At 66.9% G+C, this 17,099-nt stretch carries 19 protein-coding genes and 1 tRNA gene; 7 read left to right on the forward strand and 13 right to left on the reverse strand.

Annotated features, from left to right (window positions below; translation table 11 throughout):
* Positions 1-65: 65 nt before the first annotated feature.
* From H7J89_RS06520 to H7J89_RS06530, 3 genes are read right to left on the reverse strand one after another with little or no spacing between them, the layout of a single operon-like run.
* Positions 66-1,259, reverse strand: coding sequence for an NAD(P)/FAD-dependent oxidoreductase (locus tag H7J89_RS06520; RefSeq protein ID WP_264038174.1), 1,194 nt, complete (start codon positions 1,257-1,259; stop codon positions 66-68).
* 3 nt (positions 1,260-1,262) lie between these two features.
* Positions 1,263-1,451: a ferredoxin gene (locus H7J89_RS06525; RefSeq protein ID WP_067204616.1), complete on the reverse strand. Its 189-nt coding sequence runs from the start codon at positions 1,449-1,451 to the stop codon at positions 1,263-1,265.
* Positions 1,448-2,443, reverse strand: coding sequence for a metal-dependent hydrolase (locus H7J89_RS06530; protein ID WP_443677609.1), 996 nt, complete (start codon positions 2,441-2,443; stop codon positions 1,448-1,450). Before H7J89_RS06530 ends, H7J89_RS06525 begins: the two co-directional genes overlap by 4 nt.
* 209 nt (positions 2,444-2,652) lie before the next feature.
* Between H7J89_RS06530 and H7J89_RS06535 the strand changes: the two genes are divergently transcribed.
* Entirely contained in the window at positions 2,653-3,474 is an 822-nt protein-coding gene (locus H7J89_RS06535) for a DUF1906 domain-containing protein (protein WP_264038180.1), read from the forward strand.
* Between the two features lie 24 nt (positions 3,475-3,498).
* Here H7J89_RS06535 and H7J89_RS06540 read toward each other — a convergent pair.
* The 3 genes from H7J89_RS06540 to pgm all read right to left on the reverse strand — a co-directional run bounded on the left by H7J89_RS06540 (position 3,499) and on the right by pgm (position 6,515).
* Positions 3,499-3,571, reverse strand: a tRNA-Ala gene (locus tag H7J89_RS06540).
* A 53-nt stretch (positions 3,572-3,624) separates the two neighbouring features.
* Positions 3,625-4,794: an MFS transporter gene (locus H7J89_RS06545; protein WP_264040194.1), complete on the reverse strand. Its 1,170-nt coding sequence runs from the start codon at positions 4,792-4,794 to the stop codon at positions 3,625-3,627.
* Positions 4,795-4,886: 92 nt separating this feature from the next.
* Entirely contained in the window at positions 4,887-6,515 is a 1,629-nt protein-coding gene (pgm, locus tag H7J89_RS06550; protein ID WP_264038182.1) for a phosphoglucomutase (alpha-D-glucose-1,6-bisphosphate-dependent), read from the reverse strand.
* A gap of 104 nt (positions 6,516-6,619) precedes the next feature.
* Between pgm and crcB (H7J89_RS06555) the strand changes: the two genes are divergently transcribed.
* Both crcB (H7J89_RS06555) and crcB (H7J89_RS06560) read left to right on the forward strand, forming a co-directional pair.
* The gene (crcB, locus tag H7J89_RS06555) at positions 6,620-7,015 is read left to right on the forward strand and encodes a fluoride efflux transporter CrcB (RefSeq protein ID WP_264038184.1); all 396 of its coding nucleotides are present in this window, start codon (positions 6,620-6,622) and stop codon (positions 7,013-7,015) included.
* Positions 7,012-7,395, forward strand: coding sequence for a fluoride efflux transporter CrcB (crcB, locus tag H7J89_RS06560; protein ID WP_264038186.1), 384 nt, complete (start codon positions 7,012-7,014; stop codon positions 7,393-7,395). The genes crcB (H7J89_RS06555) and crcB (H7J89_RS06560) overlap by 4 nt, the downstream gene beginning before the upstream one ends.
* Before the next feature lies 1 nt (position 7,396).
* On the opposite strand, the gene H7J89_RS06565 is transcribed toward crcB (H7J89_RS06560), so the two are convergent.
* The 3 genes from H7J89_RS06565 to H7J89_RS06575 are packed head-to-tail and all read right to left on the reverse strand — an operon-like array spanning position 7,397 to position 9,263.
* On the reverse strand, positions 7,397-8,014 hold the full coding sequence (locus tag H7J89_RS06565) for a GNAT family N-acetyltransferase (RefSeq protein WP_264038193.1): 618 nt from the start codon (positions 8,012-8,014) through the stop codon (positions 7,397-7,399).
* Positions 8,011-8,886, reverse strand: a complete 876-nt coding sequence (locus H7J89_RS06570) for an LLM class F420-dependent oxidoreductase (protein ID WP_264038199.1) — start codon at positions 8,884-8,886, stop codon at positions 8,011-8,013. The genes H7J89_RS06565 and H7J89_RS06570 overlap by 4 nt, the downstream gene beginning before the upstream one ends.
* A 20-nt stretch (positions 8,887-8,906) precedes the next feature.
* A complete protein-coding gene (locus H7J89_RS06575) occupies positions 8,907-9,263 on the reverse strand; it encodes a DUF488 domain-containing protein (RefSeq protein ID WP_264038206.1) in 357 nt (118 codons plus the stop codon).
* Positions 9,264-9,318: 55 nt separating this feature from the next.
* Between H7J89_RS06575 and H7J89_RS06580 the strand changes: the two genes are divergently transcribed.
* A complete protein-coding gene (locus H7J89_RS06580) occupies positions 9,319-10,593 on the forward strand; it encodes an HNH endonuclease (RefSeq protein ID WP_264038214.1) in 1,275 nt (424 codons plus the stop codon).
* Here H7J89_RS06580 and H7J89_RS06585 read toward each other — a convergent pair.
* The 3 genes from H7J89_RS06585 to H7J89_RS06595 all read right to left on the reverse strand — a co-directional run bounded on the left by H7J89_RS06585 (position 10,590) and on the right by H7J89_RS06595 (position 13,397).
* The gene (locus H7J89_RS06585) at positions 10,590-11,288 is read right to left on the reverse strand and encodes a mycothiol-dependent nitroreductase Rv2466c family protein (protein ID WP_264038223.1); all 699 of its coding nucleotides are present in this window, start codon (positions 11,286-11,288) and stop codon (positions 10,590-10,592) included. The two genes, H7J89_RS06580 and H7J89_RS06585, sit on opposite strands and share 4 nt — an antisense overlap.
* A gap of 19 nt (positions 11,289-11,307) precedes the next feature.
* Entirely contained in the window at positions 11,308-12,231 is a 924-nt protein-coding gene (locus H7J89_RS06590; RefSeq protein ID WP_264038230.1) for an HpcH/HpaI aldolase/citrate lyase family protein, read from the reverse strand.
* Between the two features lie 203 nt (positions 12,232-12,434).
* A complete protein-coding gene (locus H7J89_RS06595) occupies positions 12,435-13,397 on the reverse strand; it encodes a ferritin-like domain-containing protein (RefSeq protein ID WP_264038237.1) in 963 nt (320 codons plus the stop codon).
* Positions 13,398-13,714: 317 nt separating this feature from the next.
* On the opposite strand from H7J89_RS06595, the gene H7J89_RS06600 reads away from it, so the two are divergent.
* The 3 genes from H7J89_RS06600 (at position 13,715) to H7J89_RS06610 (ending at position 16,268) form a co-directional block, all read left to right on the forward strand.
* On the forward strand, positions 13,715-13,993 hold the full coding sequence (locus H7J89_RS06600) for a WGxxGxxG family protein (RefSeq protein WP_264038244.1): 279 nt from the start codon (positions 13,715-13,717) through the stop codon (positions 13,991-13,993).
* Positions 13,994-14,210: 217 nt separating this feature from the next.
* Positions 14,211-14,780 carry a hemerythrin domain-containing protein gene (locus H7J89_RS06605; protein WP_264038252.1) on the forward strand — a complete coding sequence of 190 codons (570 nt, stop codon included), beginning with the start codon at positions 14,211-14,213 and terminating at the stop codon, positions 14,778-14,780.
* 24 nt (positions 14,781-14,804) lie between these two features.
* On the forward strand, positions 14,805-16,268 hold the full coding sequence (locus tag H7J89_RS06610) for a protein adenylyltransferase SelO (RefSeq protein WP_264038259.1): 1,464 nt from the start codon (positions 14,805-14,807) through the stop codon (positions 16,266-16,268).
* A 2-nt stretch (positions 16,269-16,270) separates the two neighbouring features.
* Here the strand turns inward: H7J89_RS06610 and H7J89_RS06615 are convergent, their stop codons facing one another.
* Complete coding sequence (locus H7J89_RS06615; RefSeq protein ID WP_264038266.1) at positions 16,271-17,098, reverse strand: LLM class F420-dependent oxidoreductase; 828 nt, start codon at positions 17,096-17,098, stop codon at positions 16,271-16,273.
* Position 17,099: the final 1 nt, after the last annotated feature.

Here is a 17,099-nt window from a genome sequence, read left to right on the forward strand (position 1 = left end):
TGCCGCCGGCTACGTCCTCGCACCGCCGCAGTACTGACCACCGCGGCCGAAGCCGGCCGCATTCCCTAATCCGGTCGACTGGGTGGAAATTCGGCTCGCTTCTCGATGGCTTCGCGGTAGGCGTATACCCGGCCCGGGATCGTCCCGAGCACCGCGATGGTGCGACCGCCCCGGCCGTAGGCGGCAACGAACTTCCAGCCCTCCGGATCGCCTTCGACGATCTCGATAGCGTCGTAATCGGTTGGCACACCAAGCATTTGCAGCTTGACGTCGTACTGGTCGGACCAAAAGTATGGCACCTCGTCATAGGTCTCGGCGCCCGCCGGCCCCGCCAGCAGAGTCCGGGCCGCAGCCGCACCTTGACGGCCCGCGTCGTCCCAGTGCTCGGTCCGCAGGTGCCGTTCGTACAGCGGGTGCCACCACCGCGCGACATCGCCGGCGGCGACAACGGCGTCCCCGCCCTCGGCCGCGCCCGTGGCGTCGCAGATCACGCCGTCGTCGACACGCAATCCGGAACCGTCCAGCCAGTCGGTGGCGGGAGTCACCCCGAGGCCGACGACGACGAGATCGGCCGGAATTCGCGAGCCATCGGTGAGCCGAACACCCCGCACCCGGCCGTCACCCTCGAATTCCTCGACACCAACTCCGACCCGCAACTCCACGCCGTGTTGACGGTGCAGCTCGGCCCAGCGCGGTGCCAGCTCCTTTCCCAGCGCGGCCAGCAGCGGGCCGCTGGCCTTTTCGATCAGCACCACGTCCAGGCCTATCGACCGGCAGCTCGCAGCGACCTCGGCGCCGATGAACCCGCCGCCGACAACCACGACCCGCGGGCGCGAACCGAGCCGGTCCCGGATGGCCAGGCAGTCGTCAACCGTGCGCAGCATCAGCACCCCGTCGGGAACCGGGCCGCCCGGCCATTCCCGGGGCGCCGCACCGCTGGCGACCACCAGCCCGTCGAACGGCAGCGAAAGGTCCTGCCCGTCGTCACGCACGTGGACGGAGCGCGAGGACATGTCCAATCCGACGGCAGACGCGTCGCGCAATACGCGCGCATCCATATCGAATTGCGGCGCGAGGTCGACACCGGCCCGGTGCACCTTGCCGGTGAGGAACTTCTTCGACAGCGGCGGGCGATGGTACGGGGCATGCCGCTCGGCACCCACGATGGTCAGCGCGCCGTCATAGCCCTCATGCCGCAGCGTCTCCGCCGCCCGCGTGCCCGCCACGCCCGCACCGACAACCACGACGTTCTCCAGCATCGCTCAGTCCTTCACCGTGATGGCCTGTGTGGGACAAGACACCTCGGCGCCGATCAGCTGCTGGCGCAACTCCTCCGGCGCCTCCTCCTGCAGCACGTGGAGACCGTCCTCGCGCACGTCGAACACGTCGTGGCAGATGCTCATGCACACGCCGTTGCCATCGCAGGTGTCTAGATCTACCGAAACCTTCATCGCACCTTCGCCTTTCGTGCCCCATTGCCGGAAGTCTCGCGAGTTTGATCCGGTGACTTCCCTTTGGATCGCGCCCGCTCCTGGGCGGCCTTCGCCACCGGCGAGTACGCCAGGTAGTCGATCGCCATCTGGGTGTCCGCCTCGTCGTTGGGATGATGGCTGGGCCTCATGTACCGGACGGGTGTCGTGACCATCAGCTTCCATGGGCCCGGCAACCGGTACTCGCGGGCGGCCCAGAGCCAGTCCCGCCAGCGCCACTTGCGGTCGATGGTCGGGTCTTGGGCCATCAGGTAACGAGCCCCCGCGACCCACCAACCGATGAACAGCGGCGAGACGAACAACATCGAGAACGCCCTGATCAAGTAATTCCCGGAGACGTGCTGGTAGACGTCGTACACCAGCGAGCGGTGTTCGACCTCTTCGGCGCCGTGCCAACGCAGCAGGTCAAGCATCATGGGGTCGGCCTTCGCGTAGTCCAGACCCCGGTTCGTCAGCACCCACTGGCCAAGCATCGCGGTGTAATGCTCCAATGCGGCCACATCGGCCAGCCGTCGATACAGCCACCACCGCTTCATCGGCGGCGGGAACCACTTGGGCGCGTCGCCCAGCGTCATCGACAACAGCCTCCCAAGCCGATCGGTATACGGCTTGGTCTCGATGCCCTGCTCGGCGAGGTGGTCGAGCACCACTTGGTGCGCCCACGCATGCCAGGACTCCTGCTGGATGAACGGCTTGATCGCGGCCTCCAGCTCCGGGTCGTCGACCAGCGACGACGCCTCGAGGACGGCCTTGATGAAGTGACGCTCACCCTCGGGCANCAGCAGGTGCAGGACATTGATCATGTGCGTCGAGAATGGGTCGTCGGGCACCCAGTGCAGCGGCGTCTCGGACCAATCGAACCGGACCATCCGTCGATACATCGGGTGTCCGTCGTGGTGAAGTTGAACCTCGGGCATCAAAAGCTCCCTCCCGCCGACAGGCCATGCGGGCATCGATTCTCTGCGAACAACCGTTCACTCGGCCGCGTACCCACCCAGAGCGCCGGTTATGCGTACCCGTGGTACGAGGTTCCTGAGAGTTGCTGCCGCTCGTCGCCGGCGCTTCAGCCATGGACTCGACACGATGAAGCGCAGGAACCGATTTGATATCGACTGCTACGCGCCACTTATGTTGACAAAAGTCACAAATTTAACATCACGCGATGCAGAAATTGTCGGCGAATGTGCGGCGACCGCGCCCCATTCCCCGGCGCGACTTATTGCGCTACGCCACTGCTGTGTCTGCACTGCCGGCGTGGTATGCGGCATCGGCAAGTGCCGCCGTCGCTACGGCGGATGCCGTCCCTACGATGCCTGCCACCACTCCCAAACTGATCGACTTCGCCATGCGCCAAATTCCAGCGGAGCACATCCGAGCGGCCGGCTACGCCGGGGTCATCAACTACGTGTCGCTCTCGCGTCCGGGCTCGTCGATGGGCGCCAAGCCGATCACGCGGCCTTACGCCGAGCAGCTGTCCGCTGCCGGACTGATAATCGTCAGCAACTACCAATACGGCAAGCCGGGCGGGACGGCACCATCGGACTTCAGGCGCGGGTTCGAGGGCGGCGTCGCCGATGCGCGCACCGCCTGGAAGTTGCATACCGCGGCGGGTGGCGGTCAGAGCGCCCCGATCTTCTTCAGCGTCGACGAAGACATCAACCACGACACCTGGAACAACCTGGCGCTCAAGTGGTTTCGCGGAATCAACTCGGTACTGGGAGTGCAGCGCACCGGCGTCTACGGCGGTATCGACGTGTGCCAGTGGGCCGCCGCCGACGGCGTCATCGGCAATTCGCGCACCCCCGGCCACCGGTGGGCCTGGCAAACCAAGGCGTGGTCCGGCGGCAAGGTCGACCCTGCCGCCGTTCTCTACCAACGCGTGGTCAGTACCGCGTCGAATCCGGGCCCAGTAGTCGGGGGGCTGGAAGTCGACGTCAACGACGTCCTCGCCGGCGATTGCGGCCAGTGGAACCTACATCGGTGAGCCCGGTGTCATCGGAATATCGAGTGGAGCTAAGGGGACTCGAACCCCTGACCCCCACACTGCCAGTGTGGTGCGCTACCAGCTGCGCCATAGCCCCAAGTCGTGCCCATCGAAGCTACACCACTGGCAACCGTCGTTCAAAGTTGCTGCTCAGGCAGCTTCGACGTCCGCCTCGGTCTCCACCAGGCCGGACGCGCGTTCCGGTCCCAACCGCGTCTCCGGCGCCATGACCCAACCGGCGGCGGCGACCAGCAAGACAACCCCGCTGATGCCGAAGCCCCAGCCGAAGCTCAATTTTTCGGCCGCCCAACCGACCGTCACGGAGCCGACGATGGCGCCCAGATCGGAGAACATCTGCACCGCCGCCACCGGCATTCCCGCGCGCGCCTCGCTGCCGAGAATGTCCGCCACCGCGGCCTGCATCGGTGACATGAAAATGCCTGTGGTCGCACCCGATACCGCCGCCGCGACCATGAACGCGGGCAACGACGACACGACTCCCAACGCCGCGGTCGCGACGCCCGACGTTGCCAGGCCGATGATCAACAACGTGCGTCGACCCATCCGGTCGGACAGGTAGCCGCTGGGGATGACGGCCAGGGCGTTCCCGCCCGCGAACGCCGCAAGCGCCACCCCGATGACGCCGACGCTTTCGCCCATGACGTCGGAGAGGAACAGCGGCACCAGCGCGACACGCAGACCGAACGCCGCCCAGCCGGTCGCGAAATTCGACAGCAACGCCGACCAATACGCGCGGGAGCGCAGCGCCTGCCGCATCGTCACCGTTGACCGGGTCGGCGGCGGGGGTGCCGCCAGCTCCGAATGCCGCAGGCCGTAGAACAGCACCGCGGCCAACCCGAGCATTGCGACGCCGTACACGATGAATGGAGCGGTCAGCCCCCAGCCCGCGGTCAGGCCACCGATCGCCGGCCCACCGACCGCACCCACCATGAACGACGTGGTGAACAACCCCGCGATCCGCCCCCGGGCATCGGGCGGGCTGATGTGGATCATCAGTCCCAACGCCGAGACGTAGAACATCGTCGAGCCGACACCGCTGATGGCGCGGAACATCAGCAATTGCCAATACGTCTGCGAATACGCACAGGCGATGGTGGACAACGCGACGATCAGCAAACCACCGATGTAAATCCGCCGCTCGCCCAACCGCTGCACCAGCACGCCGCTGACCGGGGCGAAACACAGGCGGCTCAACGAAAAGACGGTGACCAAGAAAGTCACCGCCTTGATGCTGACCCCGAAGGTATGGGCGAATGCGGGCATCGCCGGCGAAATGACACCGTACCCAAGCGCGACCATGACATTCGCCCAGCTCAGGATCCAGACTTCGCGCGGCAGCCGCGGAGAACGGGAACCACGTTCTCCCGAACGGGTAAGCCTGAGGGAAAACGTCACCCAATGACTTTATTAACCACCTCGCGCGCGGCTTCCTGCACCTCCGCCAAATGCTCGGGGCCATTGAAGGATTCCGCGTAGATTTTGTACACGTCCTCGGTGCCCGACGGCCGCGCGGCAAACCATGCGTTGGCGGTCGTCACCTTCAATCCGCCGAGGGCCGCCCCGTTGCCGGACGCGGCGGTGAGCTTCGCGGTGATCGGCTCGCCGGCTACCTCGGTGGCGGTCACCTGATCGGGAGAGAGCTTGGCGAGCCGGGCTTTCTGGTCGCGATCGGCGGGCGCGTCGACCCGGGCGTAGAACGGCGTGCCGTATTCGGCGGTCAGCTCCTGGTAGCGCTGCGAGGGGGTCGATCCGGTGACGGCCAGGATCTCGGAGGCCAGCAGCGCCAAGATGATGCCGTCCTTGTCGGTGGTCCACACCGAGCCGTTGCGCCGCAGGAACGACGCCCCCGCCGATTCCTCGCCACCGAAGCCGATGGTGCCGCCCATCAGGCCGTCGACGAACCACTTGAACCCGACCGGCACCTCGACGAGCTTGCGGCCGATGCCGGCGACCACCCGGTCGATGATCGACGAACTGACCGCGGTCTTGCCGACGGCGATGCCCTCCGGCCACCACGGCCGGTGCGTGTACAGGTAATCGATGGCCACGGCCAGGTAGTGGTTGGGGTTGAGCAGCCCGCCGTCGGGCGTGACGATGCCGTGCCGGTCGGAGTCCGCGTCGTTGCCGGTCGCGATCTGGTAGCGGTCGCGGTTGGCGATCAGCCCAGCCATCGCATCGGGCGAGCTGCAGTCCATCCGGATCTTGCCGTCATGGTCGAGCGTCATGAACCGCCAGGTCGCGTCGACCAACGGGTTGACCACGGTCAGGTCCAGGCGGTGCCGCTGCGCGATCTCACCCCAGTAGTCGACGCTCGCCCCGCCGAGCGGGTCCGCCCCGATCCGCACACCGGCCGCGCGGATCACATCGATGTCGACCACGCCTGCCAGGTCGTCGACATAACTGCCGAGGTAGTCGTGGCGCTGGACGGTCCGCAGCGCCCGCGCCAGCGGCACCCGCTTCACCCCCGCGCCATCGCGCAGAATCTCGTTGGCGCGCTTGGCGATTGCGTTGGTCGCATCGGTGTCCGCCGGCCCGCCGTTGGGCGGGTTGTACTTGAATCCGCCGTCCGGCGGCGGGTTGTGCGACGGCGTCACCAAGATCCCGTCGGCCAGCGCTTCGGTGCGACCACGGTTGTAGCTGAGGATGGCGTGGCTGACCGCCGGTGTCGGGGTGTAGCGATCGCGGGAGTCGACGACGGCCTCTACATCGTTGGCCGCCAATACTTCCAGCGCCGACACCCACGCCGGCTCGGAAAGACCGTGGGTGTCACGGCCGATGAACAACGGCCCAGTGGTGCCGTGGGCGGCGCGGTATTCGATGATGGCTTGGGTGATGGCCAGGATGTGGGCCTCGTTGAACGCCCCGTTGAGCGCGGACCCGCGGTGGCCCGACGTCCCGAACACCACCTGCTGGGCGACGTCGTCGGCATCGGGCTGAATCGAGTAGTAGGCCGTCACCAGGTGAGGCAAATCGACAAGGTCTTCGGGCTGGGCCGGCTGACCGGCGCGGGGGTGGGCCATGGTTCTCAATTCTGCCCGTGGCGCACCTCGCTGACTTGTCAGGTACTTTTCTGACGTCCCGGATTCACCCACCCGTAAGTCCTGGCAAGGGGAAGGGATCGCGCGTGGCACACGACTATCGCGAGTTGGCCGCGGTTTTCGCCGGCGGGGCGCTGGGCTCCCTCGCCCGGGCCGGCTTGGGCACGCTCGCCGCGGGTGACCCGGCGAAGTGGCCGTGGCCGACGTTCACGGTCAACGTCGTCGGCGCCTTCCTGTTGGGGTACTTCACCACCCGACTGCTCGAGCGATTGCCGCTGTCGAGTTACCGGCGCCCCCTGCTCGGCACCGGATTGTGCGGCGGACTCACCACGTTCTCCACAATGCAGGTCGAAACGCTGAGGATGATCGAGCACGGCCATTGGACCCTGGCCGCGGGTTACACCCTCGCCAGCATCGTCTTGGGCTTGCTGGCGGTGCACTTGGCCACCAAATTGGTGCGCCGGGTACGGATCCGCGGATGACGGCGGGCGCGGTCACGACGGCTGCGGTGTGGGCTGGGGTCGCGCTGATCGGCGGCGTCGGGTCGGTGCTGCGCTTCGTGGTCGACCGCGCGGTGGCCCGCCGGGTCGCCGAATCCTTCCCGTTCGGCACGCTGGTCGTGAACATCAGCGGCGCCGCGCTGCTCGGATTTCTCGGCGGCCTGGTGTTGAGCAAAGAGGCGGCCCTGTTGGCCGGCACCGCCTTCGTCGGCGCCTACACCACGTTTTCCACCTGGATGCTGGAGACGCAGCGGCTCGGCGAGGAACGACAGGTGCGCGCGGCGGTCGCCAACATCGTCGTCAGCATCGTGCTGGGTGAGGCGGCGGCGCTGCTCGCGCAGTCGATTGCCGAGCGGCTCTGAGTCACCCCCGGGGCACGTCGCCGGGGGTGCGGGGCAGCGCATAGAGCGCCATCCGCCGGTTGGACATGTCGTGCTCGCCGAGGAAGGCGCAGCCGCCCCGCTCGCAGAACGTGCGCGCCAAGACGTTGCGGTGGTCGGGATCGAACATGATGCGCCGGCATCGCGGATCAAGCCCCAAGATGCTGCCCACCAAATACGGCAGCAGGTAACTGACGTGTCCCCGCTTGATGTAGTCCGGATCGGCCACCGCGACATGCAGACCCAGATCGTGCGCATCGTAATCGTACCGGGTCGCGATGGAATCCTTTGCCGCTCGGTACAATTCGATGTAAGCGCGGTCTGTTCCATCGAGCGTTGCGATGAATGGGCGGGAGAAGCCACTTTGGAGTTGCGCCCGCAGATAATTGCGCCAGCGTGTAACCGGCCACGCGGACTCCCACGCTTCCACCAGGTGCGGCCGGTTCATCCACTCGGCGATCATGTCGGCGTCGGCGTCCGGGTCGGCCAGACGCAAGCCGTACGGCTCGGGCAATGCGGGTATCGGCGGCGGCGGGACGGCGCGCACCTCGTCGGGAATGTCGGTCAACTCCCGCGGCAGTATGGGATCGGCCTCGCTCATGCCGGTGCCGCCATCGTCCACCGCTCCGCCAGCGCCGAGACCCATTCGACAGCCGCATCGGGCCGGTCCGGCGGCGCTGCGACGAGAACCAATTCGTCAACGCCCAACTCGTCGAGGGCGCCGATATCAGCAACACCCGGATCGCGCAGCGCCACTGACAGCCGCAGCTGCCCACGATCACGCCCCGCCTCGGCACACAACTGCTCCAACTTGGCGATGCGTTCCCGGACGGCCCCGACGCCGTCGATGTTGAACCCATACCAGCCGTCTCCCCACGTCGCCACCCGGCGCAGTGCCGAATCGCTATTGCCCCCAACCGCAATCGGGATCCGACGATCGTGCACCGGCTTGGGGTTGACACGAATGGCGTCGAAGCGAACGAAATCACCGTCGAACGAAGCAACGTCGTCACGCCATAACGTGCGCATTGCCGCAACGTATTCGGCGGTCCGCGCACCGCGATGGGCGAAAGGCACTGAAAGCGCGGCGAATTCCTCCTTCGACCACCCGACACCGACGCCCAATGTCAGCCGTCCACCGCTGAGCCGATCCAGGCTGGCGGCCTGCTTAACCACCACCACCGGATTGTGTTCGGGCAGCAGGAGCACGCCCGTCGCCAGCCCGATCCGAGACGAGGCGGCCGCGGCGAAGCTCAGCGCGATCATCGGATCAAGCCAATCCGCTTGTGCGGGAAAAGCGATGACGCCGTCATCCGAATAGGGATAGCGAGAGGCGGGCCGGTCGACCATGACGACGTGTTCGCCGACCCACAGCGTGGCGAACCCGCAGTCGTCCGCCGCTGACGCGACGGCATCGATCACCGCGCGGTCGGCACCGGCGCCGATTCCCAGGGCGTGCAATCCCAGCCGCATCGCCCGATCGTCTCACGCGATCAGTGGCTTTTCAGCAGCTCCGCGAGAACGGCCGCCTGGCTGATGTCCGTATCGCGGGTAGCGGTCACCAGGGTGACCGCACCGCGCCTGGTCAGCTTTCGCAGTTCCTCCAGCGCCGGGCTACCCCGCAGTTCCGCCTTGTGCCGCGAGGCGAATTCGTCGAATCGTTCGGGCCGGTGCTGATACCACTCGCGCAGGTCCTTCGATGGTGCGACGTCCTTGCACCAGGTACCCACCCGCGGGTCCTCCTTGCGCACTCCGCGCGGCCAGACGCGGTCGACCAGCACGCGCTGACCCTCGTCTGGGGTGACGTCTTCGTAGACTCGCGCCACCCGGATCCGACTCTTGGCGCTCATACTCGCCAGCGTAGCGACGAGGGGTTTGTCGGTGACCCGGTTTACAATCGAACGTATGTTCGAATACTTGGTGGAGCTTGACCCCGCGGCAGACGAATCGGCGCTGATAGAGCGCATCGCAGAGCTGGAGACGGTCAAGAGCGCGGCCGCCGCGGGCCAGGCCCGGGCGACTGCCGCCCTGGACGCGGCTCGTCGCACCTCCGAAGCGGCCGCGGGGGTCCCAGCCGCGCGGCGCGGACGCGGCGTGGCCGGCGAGGTCGCGCTGGCGCGACGCGATTCCCCCTCGCGGGGCGGCCGGCATCTCGGCTTCGCCAAGGCCCTCGTGCACGAGATGCCGCACACGCTGGCGGCGCTGGCATGCGGGGCGCTCTCGGAGTGGCGCGCGACGCTGATCGTGCGAGAGAGCGCCTGCCTGGACATCGAGGATCGCCGCGCGTTGGACGCCGAACTGTGCGCCGACCCGGCGAGCCTGGCCGGCATGGGCGACGCGCGAGTGGCCGCGGCCGCGAAAGCGGTCGCCTACCGGTTGGATCCACACGCCGCCGTCGAGCGGGCGGCCAAGGCCGAGCAGGAACGCACGGTCACAATTCGGCCGGCACCCGACACGATGACCTACCTCACCGCGTTACTCCCTGTGGCCCAGGGTGTTTCGGTGTACGCAGCGCTGCGGCGCGAAGCGGATACCCGCGGCGACGGGCGCTCACGCGGACAGGTGATGGCCGACACCTTGGTCGAGAGGGTCACCGGCCGCAGCGCCACGATCCCCACTCCGATCGCGGTCAACTTGGTGCTATCGGACGAGACGCTGCTCGGGGGCGACGATGCTCCGGCCGACATCTCCGGCTACGGTCCCATCCCAGCCGCGGTCGCCCGCTCGATGGTCAGCAGGGCTGTCACCGACCGACGCTCGCGCGCGACGCTGCGCAGGCTTTATGCGCATCCCCGGGCCGGGGCGCTGGTGGCGATGGAGTCGCGGGCACGCATCTTTCCTCGTGGGCTGGCCGAATTCATCGGGTTACGCGATCAGCGTTGCCGCACTCCGTATTGTGACGCGCCGGTCAGGCACCGCGACCACGCACAGCCGTGGGCCGACGGCGGCCCGACCACCGCGGACAACGGTCTGGGACTCTGCGAAAGCTGCAACTACACCAAGGAAGCCGCGGGCTGGCGGGTCAGCACCGTGATCGACGAAAACCACACCCATAGAGCACTATTCACGACGCCGGCCGGCAAGACCTACCGATCGACGGCCCCGCCGCGCGCCCCCGCGATCACGGTCAGCAAGGTGGAAATCCGTATCGGGGTATCACTCGCGCGACATGCGGCCTAGGTCCCTTGGTCGGTGAACCGCGAGACATCGATGACTTCACCGCGATTGATGCTGACCCAATCGCGCCCGCCGAGGTAGGGACGCAGACTTCGACCGATCAGCTCGACATCGGCCGCGGACTTGGGCCGCTGCAGCTCGTACACATGGGGCAACTCGGCCATGCCGGTGACGACATTCCACAGCGTCAAAGCCTTTGGCCCGGTTGGCGGATCCACCAGGACCGGACCAAACAGGCATTGTCCCAACAGGAACAGGGTCGGCACCCCGTAGCCGCCGGCATCGATCACCCGTTGGTGGTCCCGGTGTATCTCGTCGTGTGTGGTCGGATCGCTCAGCGCCGCATCGAAAACCGATGTCTCGACGCCGATGTCGCTCAGCAAGCGCCGGGCGACCGCGGGATCGTGCGGCTTGCCGCCGAGCGTGTGCAGTTCATGTCCGATGGCGGCGTACCAGCGATCCAGCAGCGACATGTCCGTTCGGCGCAGTAGTGCCCCGATGCGCATCAATGACCATCCATAGGACCACTCCCGCTCCCACGGGTGCTTCTGGCCCTCTGACCGGTTGACCTCCTCGAGGCTGAAGAATCGCCAGTCGACGGTAATGCCCAGTTGCTCGCGAACGTCGCGGATCCATAACGAGGTTTGGTAGGCGAATGGGCACATCGGGTCGAAATGGAAATCCACCACAATGCTCATCTCGGACCCGTTCCGCCGCTCAGTAGTGATAGGTGTCCGACGGCGCGGGGGAATGATCCCGTTCTTCGTCGTCGAAGTCCGACGATTCTATGTCGTAGGCGCGAGCCAGCTCGAGGATCTTGGTGGCCCTGGCAATCCGCGGCAGGTCGGAGCCGTTGCGGATCTCTCCCCCGTCGCGTTCGAATTCGGCGAAAAACTCCTTGGCCCAGGAAATTTCGTCCTGCGACGGCGACAGGCCCTCGTTCACCACGCCGCATTGGTCCGGGGTCAGGCAGATTTTGCCCGTCATCCCGAACTCCACGGAGACGGCGGTGGCTTCGATGAGTTTCAAAGCGTTGGAGCCGATCGTGGGTCCGTCGATCGCGCTGGGCAGGCTGGCCGCCTTGGCGGCGATGGTGAAGCGCGACCGGGCGTACGCCAGCGTGCCTGGGTCTTCCCCGAAACCGGTATCGCGGCGGAAATCACCGATGCCGAAGGCGAGCCGGAAGGTGCCCTTCGCCGCGGCTATTTCGGTGATGCGTTCCAGACCGCGCGCCGTTTCCACCAGCGCCACGATCGGCACGTTCGGCAGCCGTTGCGCGGTCTCGGTGACGTGGTCGACCGATTCGACCATCGCCAGCATCACCCCGCCGACCGGTGTGCTGGCCAGCGCGGCGAGGTCGTCCGCCCACCACGGGGTGCCGAAGCCATTGATGCGGACCCAGTCGGTGTTACCGGCGCCCAGCCAACTCACCACGTTGTCGCGGGCGGTGTGCTTGTCTTTCGGCGCGACGGCGTCCTCGATGTCGAGTACGACGATGTCGGCCCGCGAGTGCACCGCGGACTGGAACCGGTCGGCGTGGGCACCGTTCACCAGCAGCCAACTCCGGGCCAGCACGGGATCGATGCGGTAGCCGATGACGTCGTCGGGCTCCGTCGCGCTGCTATTGACCTGGTCGTACATATTTAGCTGATCAGCCGTCTTTCGTATCGCCAACGTGGGGTTAGTGCCTTAACCGTAGCGATATCCCCAAAAGCGCGGTTGGGCATGCCCCGGGAAAGCCGAGACGCGCGAGACCCATAGCCCTGGCGGGCCCAATGGCCAAGGCCGCCCGGGCGGTGAGAATCCCCGCCCGGGCGGCCTTACCTATGATTTCGCCTGATCGGCTAGTTGATGCCGACGACCTCTTGCGCGATCGCGGCAACACGCGTCTGTGCGGCCGACACGACCCGCTGGCGGTTCTTGTTCGCCTCTTCGTAGGCGATGATCGCCCGTACGTCGCTCGGGTTGGTGAGATCCTTCACCTCGGCGACGGCCTCGCTGACGTTGAGCTCGTCGTAGTTGGCGATGGGCAGCTCGTCGGCGTCGAGCACCCCCACTGCGGCGCGTGCCGCGTGCAGGGCGTCGGCGGTCTGCCGGGCCCCCTCGTTGCGGGTGACCTTCTCGGCCGCCTCGAGAGCGGCGTTCCGCGACGCAGCGAGCGCACGGGTCGCCACGTCACCGGCGTACGCGCCCCGGCTTACCAGCTCGTTGAACGTCGGCCGGGCCGAGCGCAGCGCATCCGCGGCCCTGTCCACACCCCGGACCGACCACTCCACCGGCAGGTTCACCAGTTTCACCGCGGTCCCGGCCGCCGCCTGCAGCGGAGTCCGGCGCAACGCGGCGGGGCCGCCCAGAGCATCCTCGGCAAGCACGGTCGTCAGCCAGTCGACGGTCGCCGAATGCGCCGTGATCAGCCGCGTCGCCAGGCTCTCGATTTCGGGAAGCTCGGCCGCGACGGCCAGAGCTTTGAGGTAGCGGGCGCGGTCCAGCAACTGGTCCTCCAGCGCCAGGTCACCCAGAAGCGCCTCGTCGAACGGCTGGGCCTGTTCGGTCAGGGCCTTGACCGCCGCAGCGGCGCGGCCCAGGAAGGGGCCGAGAATGTCCGGGACGCCGCCGAGCTCACGAATCGCCTTCTCTATCGCCTCGGATCGCTCGCGCGCGTTCGACGCGTTCTGCGTCAGCTCGCGCTCGACCGCCTCGGTACGCGCTTGTGCGATGCGGGTTTCGGCGACCTGGATCTCCGTGTTGGTCAGCTGGTGGAGCGCACGCAACTGCGCCAGCACCGTCGTCTTGTCCGATGAAGTCATCGAAAAATTCGCCTCCTGCGTTGATTATTTGGATCGGCACGAAAGCGCCTCTGTTGCGGCTACCCATTCGGGCGCCGGCAGATAACATCGGCCTCCGCCATGTGATCCAGATCGCTTTCGCGGCGAGCTCATCCCGGCGGAGCAAACAAGTCGATGTCCCTAAAGAGTTTCACGCCCGCCCTGCGGGGTAGCCATGCCTTGCCACGCCGCCGCTTCGGTGCAGCGTCGCTTTCCGCGAGGACTAGAGCACCCTGGTCCTTCAACTGTGCCTCGGCACCCTTCAGGGCTACGACCGAGGCAAACCACTAGGAGTACACATGCGTAGGACTATTGCGATCGTTTCGGCCACCGGGGCGCTGTTGTTCGGTGGGGCAGGCGTCGCCAATGCCGCCGGGCCAACCACCCCCGCGCCGACGTCCACCACAACGACGTTGGCGGACAACGACAACAACAACGGCCAACACAACGACAAGACGGGGCTGTGGGGCCTGCTCGGCCTCCTCGGCCTGGGCGGACTCGCCGGACTGAAGCGCCGCAAGGACGCGGTCACCGGCACCGGCGTCGGACCGGCCGCCACCGGCGACCGTCGCGTTTAGTTCATTGGCTCGGCTTCAGATCCCCGTCAGGCGCAGCGCCTGGCGGGGATCTGGCTCGGCGCCCGAACAGAAAAAGGCTTGTGCTTCAAACGATTCCCTGGGCCACCCGCGCCCGCGTGGCCTCGTTTAGGGGCTTGTACAGCGGGTATGCCTCGTCAAGCCGCACACAGCCCATAGTGCGAGTCCCAATTCCCCGAGAGAACAGTGAGGTATGGCGATGGCCGACATGATTGTCCAATCGCCCGACGAAGTCGTCGCATTTTTGAAAGCGCAGCACAACCTCATCGAGGACATGTTCGACGAGGTGCTGCACGCGTCAGATCCGCAGGCGCGCGAGAAGCCGTTCTCGACGCTGCGTCAGCTGTTGGCCGTCCACGAGACAGCCGAGGAAATGGTGGTACACCCGCGCGTGCGCCGCGAGGCCGACGCCGGTGACGCGATCGTCGACGCCCGGCTCAAGGAAGAACACGACGCCAAGGAACTGCTGTCGCGCATCGAGAAGCTCGACGTCACCTCGAGGGAGTTCATCGACGAGGTCACCAAGCTTCGGGAAGCCGTGCTCGACCACGCCAAGCAGGAGGAGAGCGAAGAGTTCCCCGTGCTGCAACGCGAGGTCGACGACGCCGACCTCAAGCGGATGGGTGCGGCAGTGCGGGCGGCCCAGGCCATCGCGCCCACCCACCCGCATCCCGGCGTGGAATCGGCCAAGCTGAACTTCGCTCTGGGACCGTTCGCGTCGATGCTCGATCGCGCCCGCGACCTCATCGGGCAGGCCCTGGGCTCGTAGGACTACTTCCGTAGGCTCGTTGAGGTGAGTGTCGCCCGGGATCTGACCGTTGCTCTACAAGACCGGTTCTTCCGCGAACTGCCGGAAATGGCTATCCGCTGGAAAGCTGAGGCGCCCGCCGATTTGCGGCTGCTTGCCCTCAACGAGCGGCTTGCCGCCGAACTCAGCCTGGACTCCGGCTGGCTGCGCAGTTCCGATGGGATGCGATTCCTGGTGGGCGACTTGGTCCCCAGCACCGCCGTTCCGGTGGCCCAGGCCTATGCAGGGCATCAGTTCGGCGGCTTCGTCCCCCGGCTTGGGGACGGACGCGCACTGCTGCTCGGGGAGCTCGTCGGCGACGACGGGCACCTGCGCGACGTCCACCTGAAAGGCTCGGGGCCGACGCCGTTCGCCCGCGGCGGGGACGGCCTGGCGGCCGTCGGGCCCATGCTGCGCGAGTACATCGTCAGCGAAGCGATGCATGCGCTCGGGGTGCCGACGACGCGATCGCTGGCCGTGGTGGGTACCGGCCGCCCGGTGCTGCGTGAGGCGGAGCTGCCCGGGGCCGTGCTGGCCCGCGTGGCCAGCAGCCACCTACGGGTGGGCAGCTTCCAGTTCGCCGCGTCCACCGGCGACGCGGGCCTGCTGCGCCGCCTCGCCGACCATGCGATCGCCCGCCACCACCCCGAGGCCGCGGACGCCGAACGCCCCTACCTCGCGTTGTTCGAAGGGGTGGTCGCCGTGCAGGCATCGCTCATCGCGCACTGGATGCTGATCGGATTCGTCCACGGGGTGATGAACACCGACAACATGACGATCTCCGGCGAGACGATCGACTACGGACCGTGCGCCTTCATGGAGGCCTACGACCCCGACACTGTCTTCAGCTCGATCGACTTCTGGGGCCGCTACGCGTACGGCAACCAACCCCTCGTCGCCGGCTGGAACCTCGCCCGTTTCGCCGAGACGCTGCTTCCGCTGCTGTCCGACGATCCCGACGAGGGGGTCGCGCTCGCGGAGAATTCGTTCGGGGTCTTCCAGCGCGAGTACGACGCCGTGTGGTCGTCCGGGATGCGCGCCAAATTGGGATTGCCTGCGGACGTCGATGCCCAAGAGCTGAAGGCACTTTGCGACGAGCTGCTCGCCTTGCTCAAGGACAGCCACGTCGACTACACCTCGTTTTTCCGCCACCTCGGCCGCGCGGCGCGAGGCGATGCCGAACCCGCGCGCGGCTTGTTCATCGACCTCGCCGGGTTCGACGCGTGGCTGTCGCGGTGGCAAACCCTGCGGCCCGACGCCGACGCCATGGATCGGGCCAACCCGATCTACATTCCGCGCAACCATCTGGTCGAGGAAGCTCTGGCGGCCGCCACGGCGGGCGATCTCCAGCCGCTCGACCAGCTGCTCGCCGCGGTCACCGCGCCCTACGACGAGCGAGCGGGCCTGGAACGTTACGCCAATCCGGCCCCCGAGGACTTCGGTAAGTACCAAACATTCTGCGGCACTTAGCTTTACGCGAGCTTAGCGAATTCAGCCTGCAGCTCGTCGAGACGGCGAAGGGTTTCGTCGCGAGGCTCGGTGGGCAGTTCCACCAGCAGGTGCTGCAACCCGAGAGCGCGGTAGCCCTCCAGATCTTCTGCCGTCGGCGCGCCGCCGTGAAAGCTGATCACCGGCACGTCGTGACCGGCCAGGTCGCGCAGTTGCTCCAATTGCGGCGCCAGGGCCCGCGCCGACGGTGTCATCGACAGCCAGTCGGCGCGCAGCCTGGCGATGCGTTTGAAGCCGGCCGGTCCGCCGCCGAAGTACAGCGGCGGGTAGGGCTTCTGCATCGGCTTGGGCCAACTGTAGATGGGGCCGAAGTTTACGAATTCGCCGTGAAATTCCGCTGTTTCGTGTGTCCAGATCTCGACCATCGCGTCCAGTCGTTCGTCTACCACTCGTCCGCGGACCCCGGGATCGACACCGTGGTTGGCGATCTCTTCGCGCAGCCAGCCCACACCGACACCGAACCGGAATCGTCCTCGCGACACCAGATCCAGCGACGCCACTTCTTTGGCCGTGTGAATCGGATCGCGCTGGGGCACCAGCGCGATACCGGTGCCCAGGACCAGCCGTTCGGTGACGGCGGCCGCGGCGGTCAACGCCACAAACGGATCAAGGGTGCGGTAGTACTTCGGCGGGATCGGACCGCCCGCCGGGTAGGGGGTTACGTCGCCCGCCGGGATGTGGGTGTGCTCTGCGAGGAACAGCGACTCGAATCCACGCTGCTCGAGCGCCTGCCCCAGCTCCATCGGGCCAATGCCCTCATCGGTTACGAATGTCAGTACACCTACGCCCATG

Origin of the sequence: Mycobacterium paraffinicum (assembly GCF_025822865.1) — a bacterium.
Lineage (GTDB): Bacteria > Actinomycetota > Actinomycetes > Mycobacteriales > Mycobacteriaceae > Mycobacterium > Mycobacterium paraffinicum.

Bases quoted from the DNA above. Each gene is read 5' to 3' on its own strand.
- H7J89_RS06570 (WP_264038199.1), bottom strand. From the start codon at position 8,886: ATGCGGCTGGGATTGCACGCCCTGGGAATCGGCGCCGGTGCCGACCGC.
- H7J89_RS06520 (WP_264038174.1), bottom strand. From the start codon at position 1,259: ATGCTGGAGAACGTCGTGGTTGTCGGTGCGGGCGTGGCGGGCACGCGG.
- H7J89_RS06535 (WP_264038180.1), top strand. From the start codon at position 2,653: ATGCAGAAATTGTCGGCGAATGTGCGGCGACCGCGCCCCATTCCCCGG.
- H7J89_RS06525 (WP_067204616.1), bottom strand. From the start codon at position 1,451: ATGAAGGTTTCGGTAGATCTAGACACCTGCGATGGCAACGGCGTGTGC.
- H7J89_RS06590 (WP_264038230.1), bottom strand. From the start codon at position 12,231: ATGTACGACCAGGTCAATAGCAGCGCGACGGAGCCCGACGACGTCATC.
- H7J89_RS06580 (WP_264038214.1), top strand. From the start codon at position 9,319: ATGTTCGAATACTTGGTGGAGCTTGACCCCGCGGCAGACGAATCGGCG.
- H7J89_RS06545 (WP_264040194.1), bottom strand. From the start codon at position 4,794: ATGGTCGCGCTTGGGTACGGTGTCATTTCGCCGGCGATGCCCGCATTC.
- H7J89_RS06565 (WP_264038193.1), bottom strand. From the start codon at position 8,014: ATGAGCGAGGCCGATCCCATACTGCCGCGGGAGTTGACCGACATTCCC.
- H7J89_RS06605 (WP_264038252.1), top strand. From the start codon at position 14,211: ATGGCCGACATGATTGTCCAATCGCCCGACGAAGTCGTCGCATTTTTG.
- crcB (WP_264038186.1), top strand. From the start codon at position 7,012: ATGACGGCGGGCGCGGTCACGACGGCTGCGGTGTGGGCTGGGGTCGCG.
- H7J89_RS06615 (WP_264038266.1), bottom strand. From the start codon at position 17,098: ATGGGCGTAGGTGTACTGACATTCGTAACCGATGAGGGCATTGGCCCG.
- pgm (WP_264038182.1), bottom strand. From the start codon at position 6,515: ATGGCCCACCCCCGCGCCGGTCAGCCGGCCCAGCCCGAAGACCTTGTC.
- H7J89_RS06595 (WP_264038237.1), bottom strand. From the start codon at position 13,397: ATGACTTCATCGGACAAGACGACGGTGCTGGCGCAGTTGCGTGCGCTC.
- H7J89_RS06600 (WP_264038244.1), top strand. From the start codon at position 13,715: ATGCGTAGGACTATTGCGATCGTTTCGGCCACCGGGGCGCTGTTGTTC.
- H7J89_RS06585 (WP_264038223.1), bottom strand. From the start codon at position 11,288: ATGAGCATTGTGGTGGATTTCCATTTCGACCCGATGTGCCCATTCGCC.
- H7J89_RS06575 (WP_264038206.1), bottom strand. From the start codon at position 9,263: ATGAGCGCCAAGAGTCGGATCCGGGTGGCGCGAGTCTACGAAGACGTC.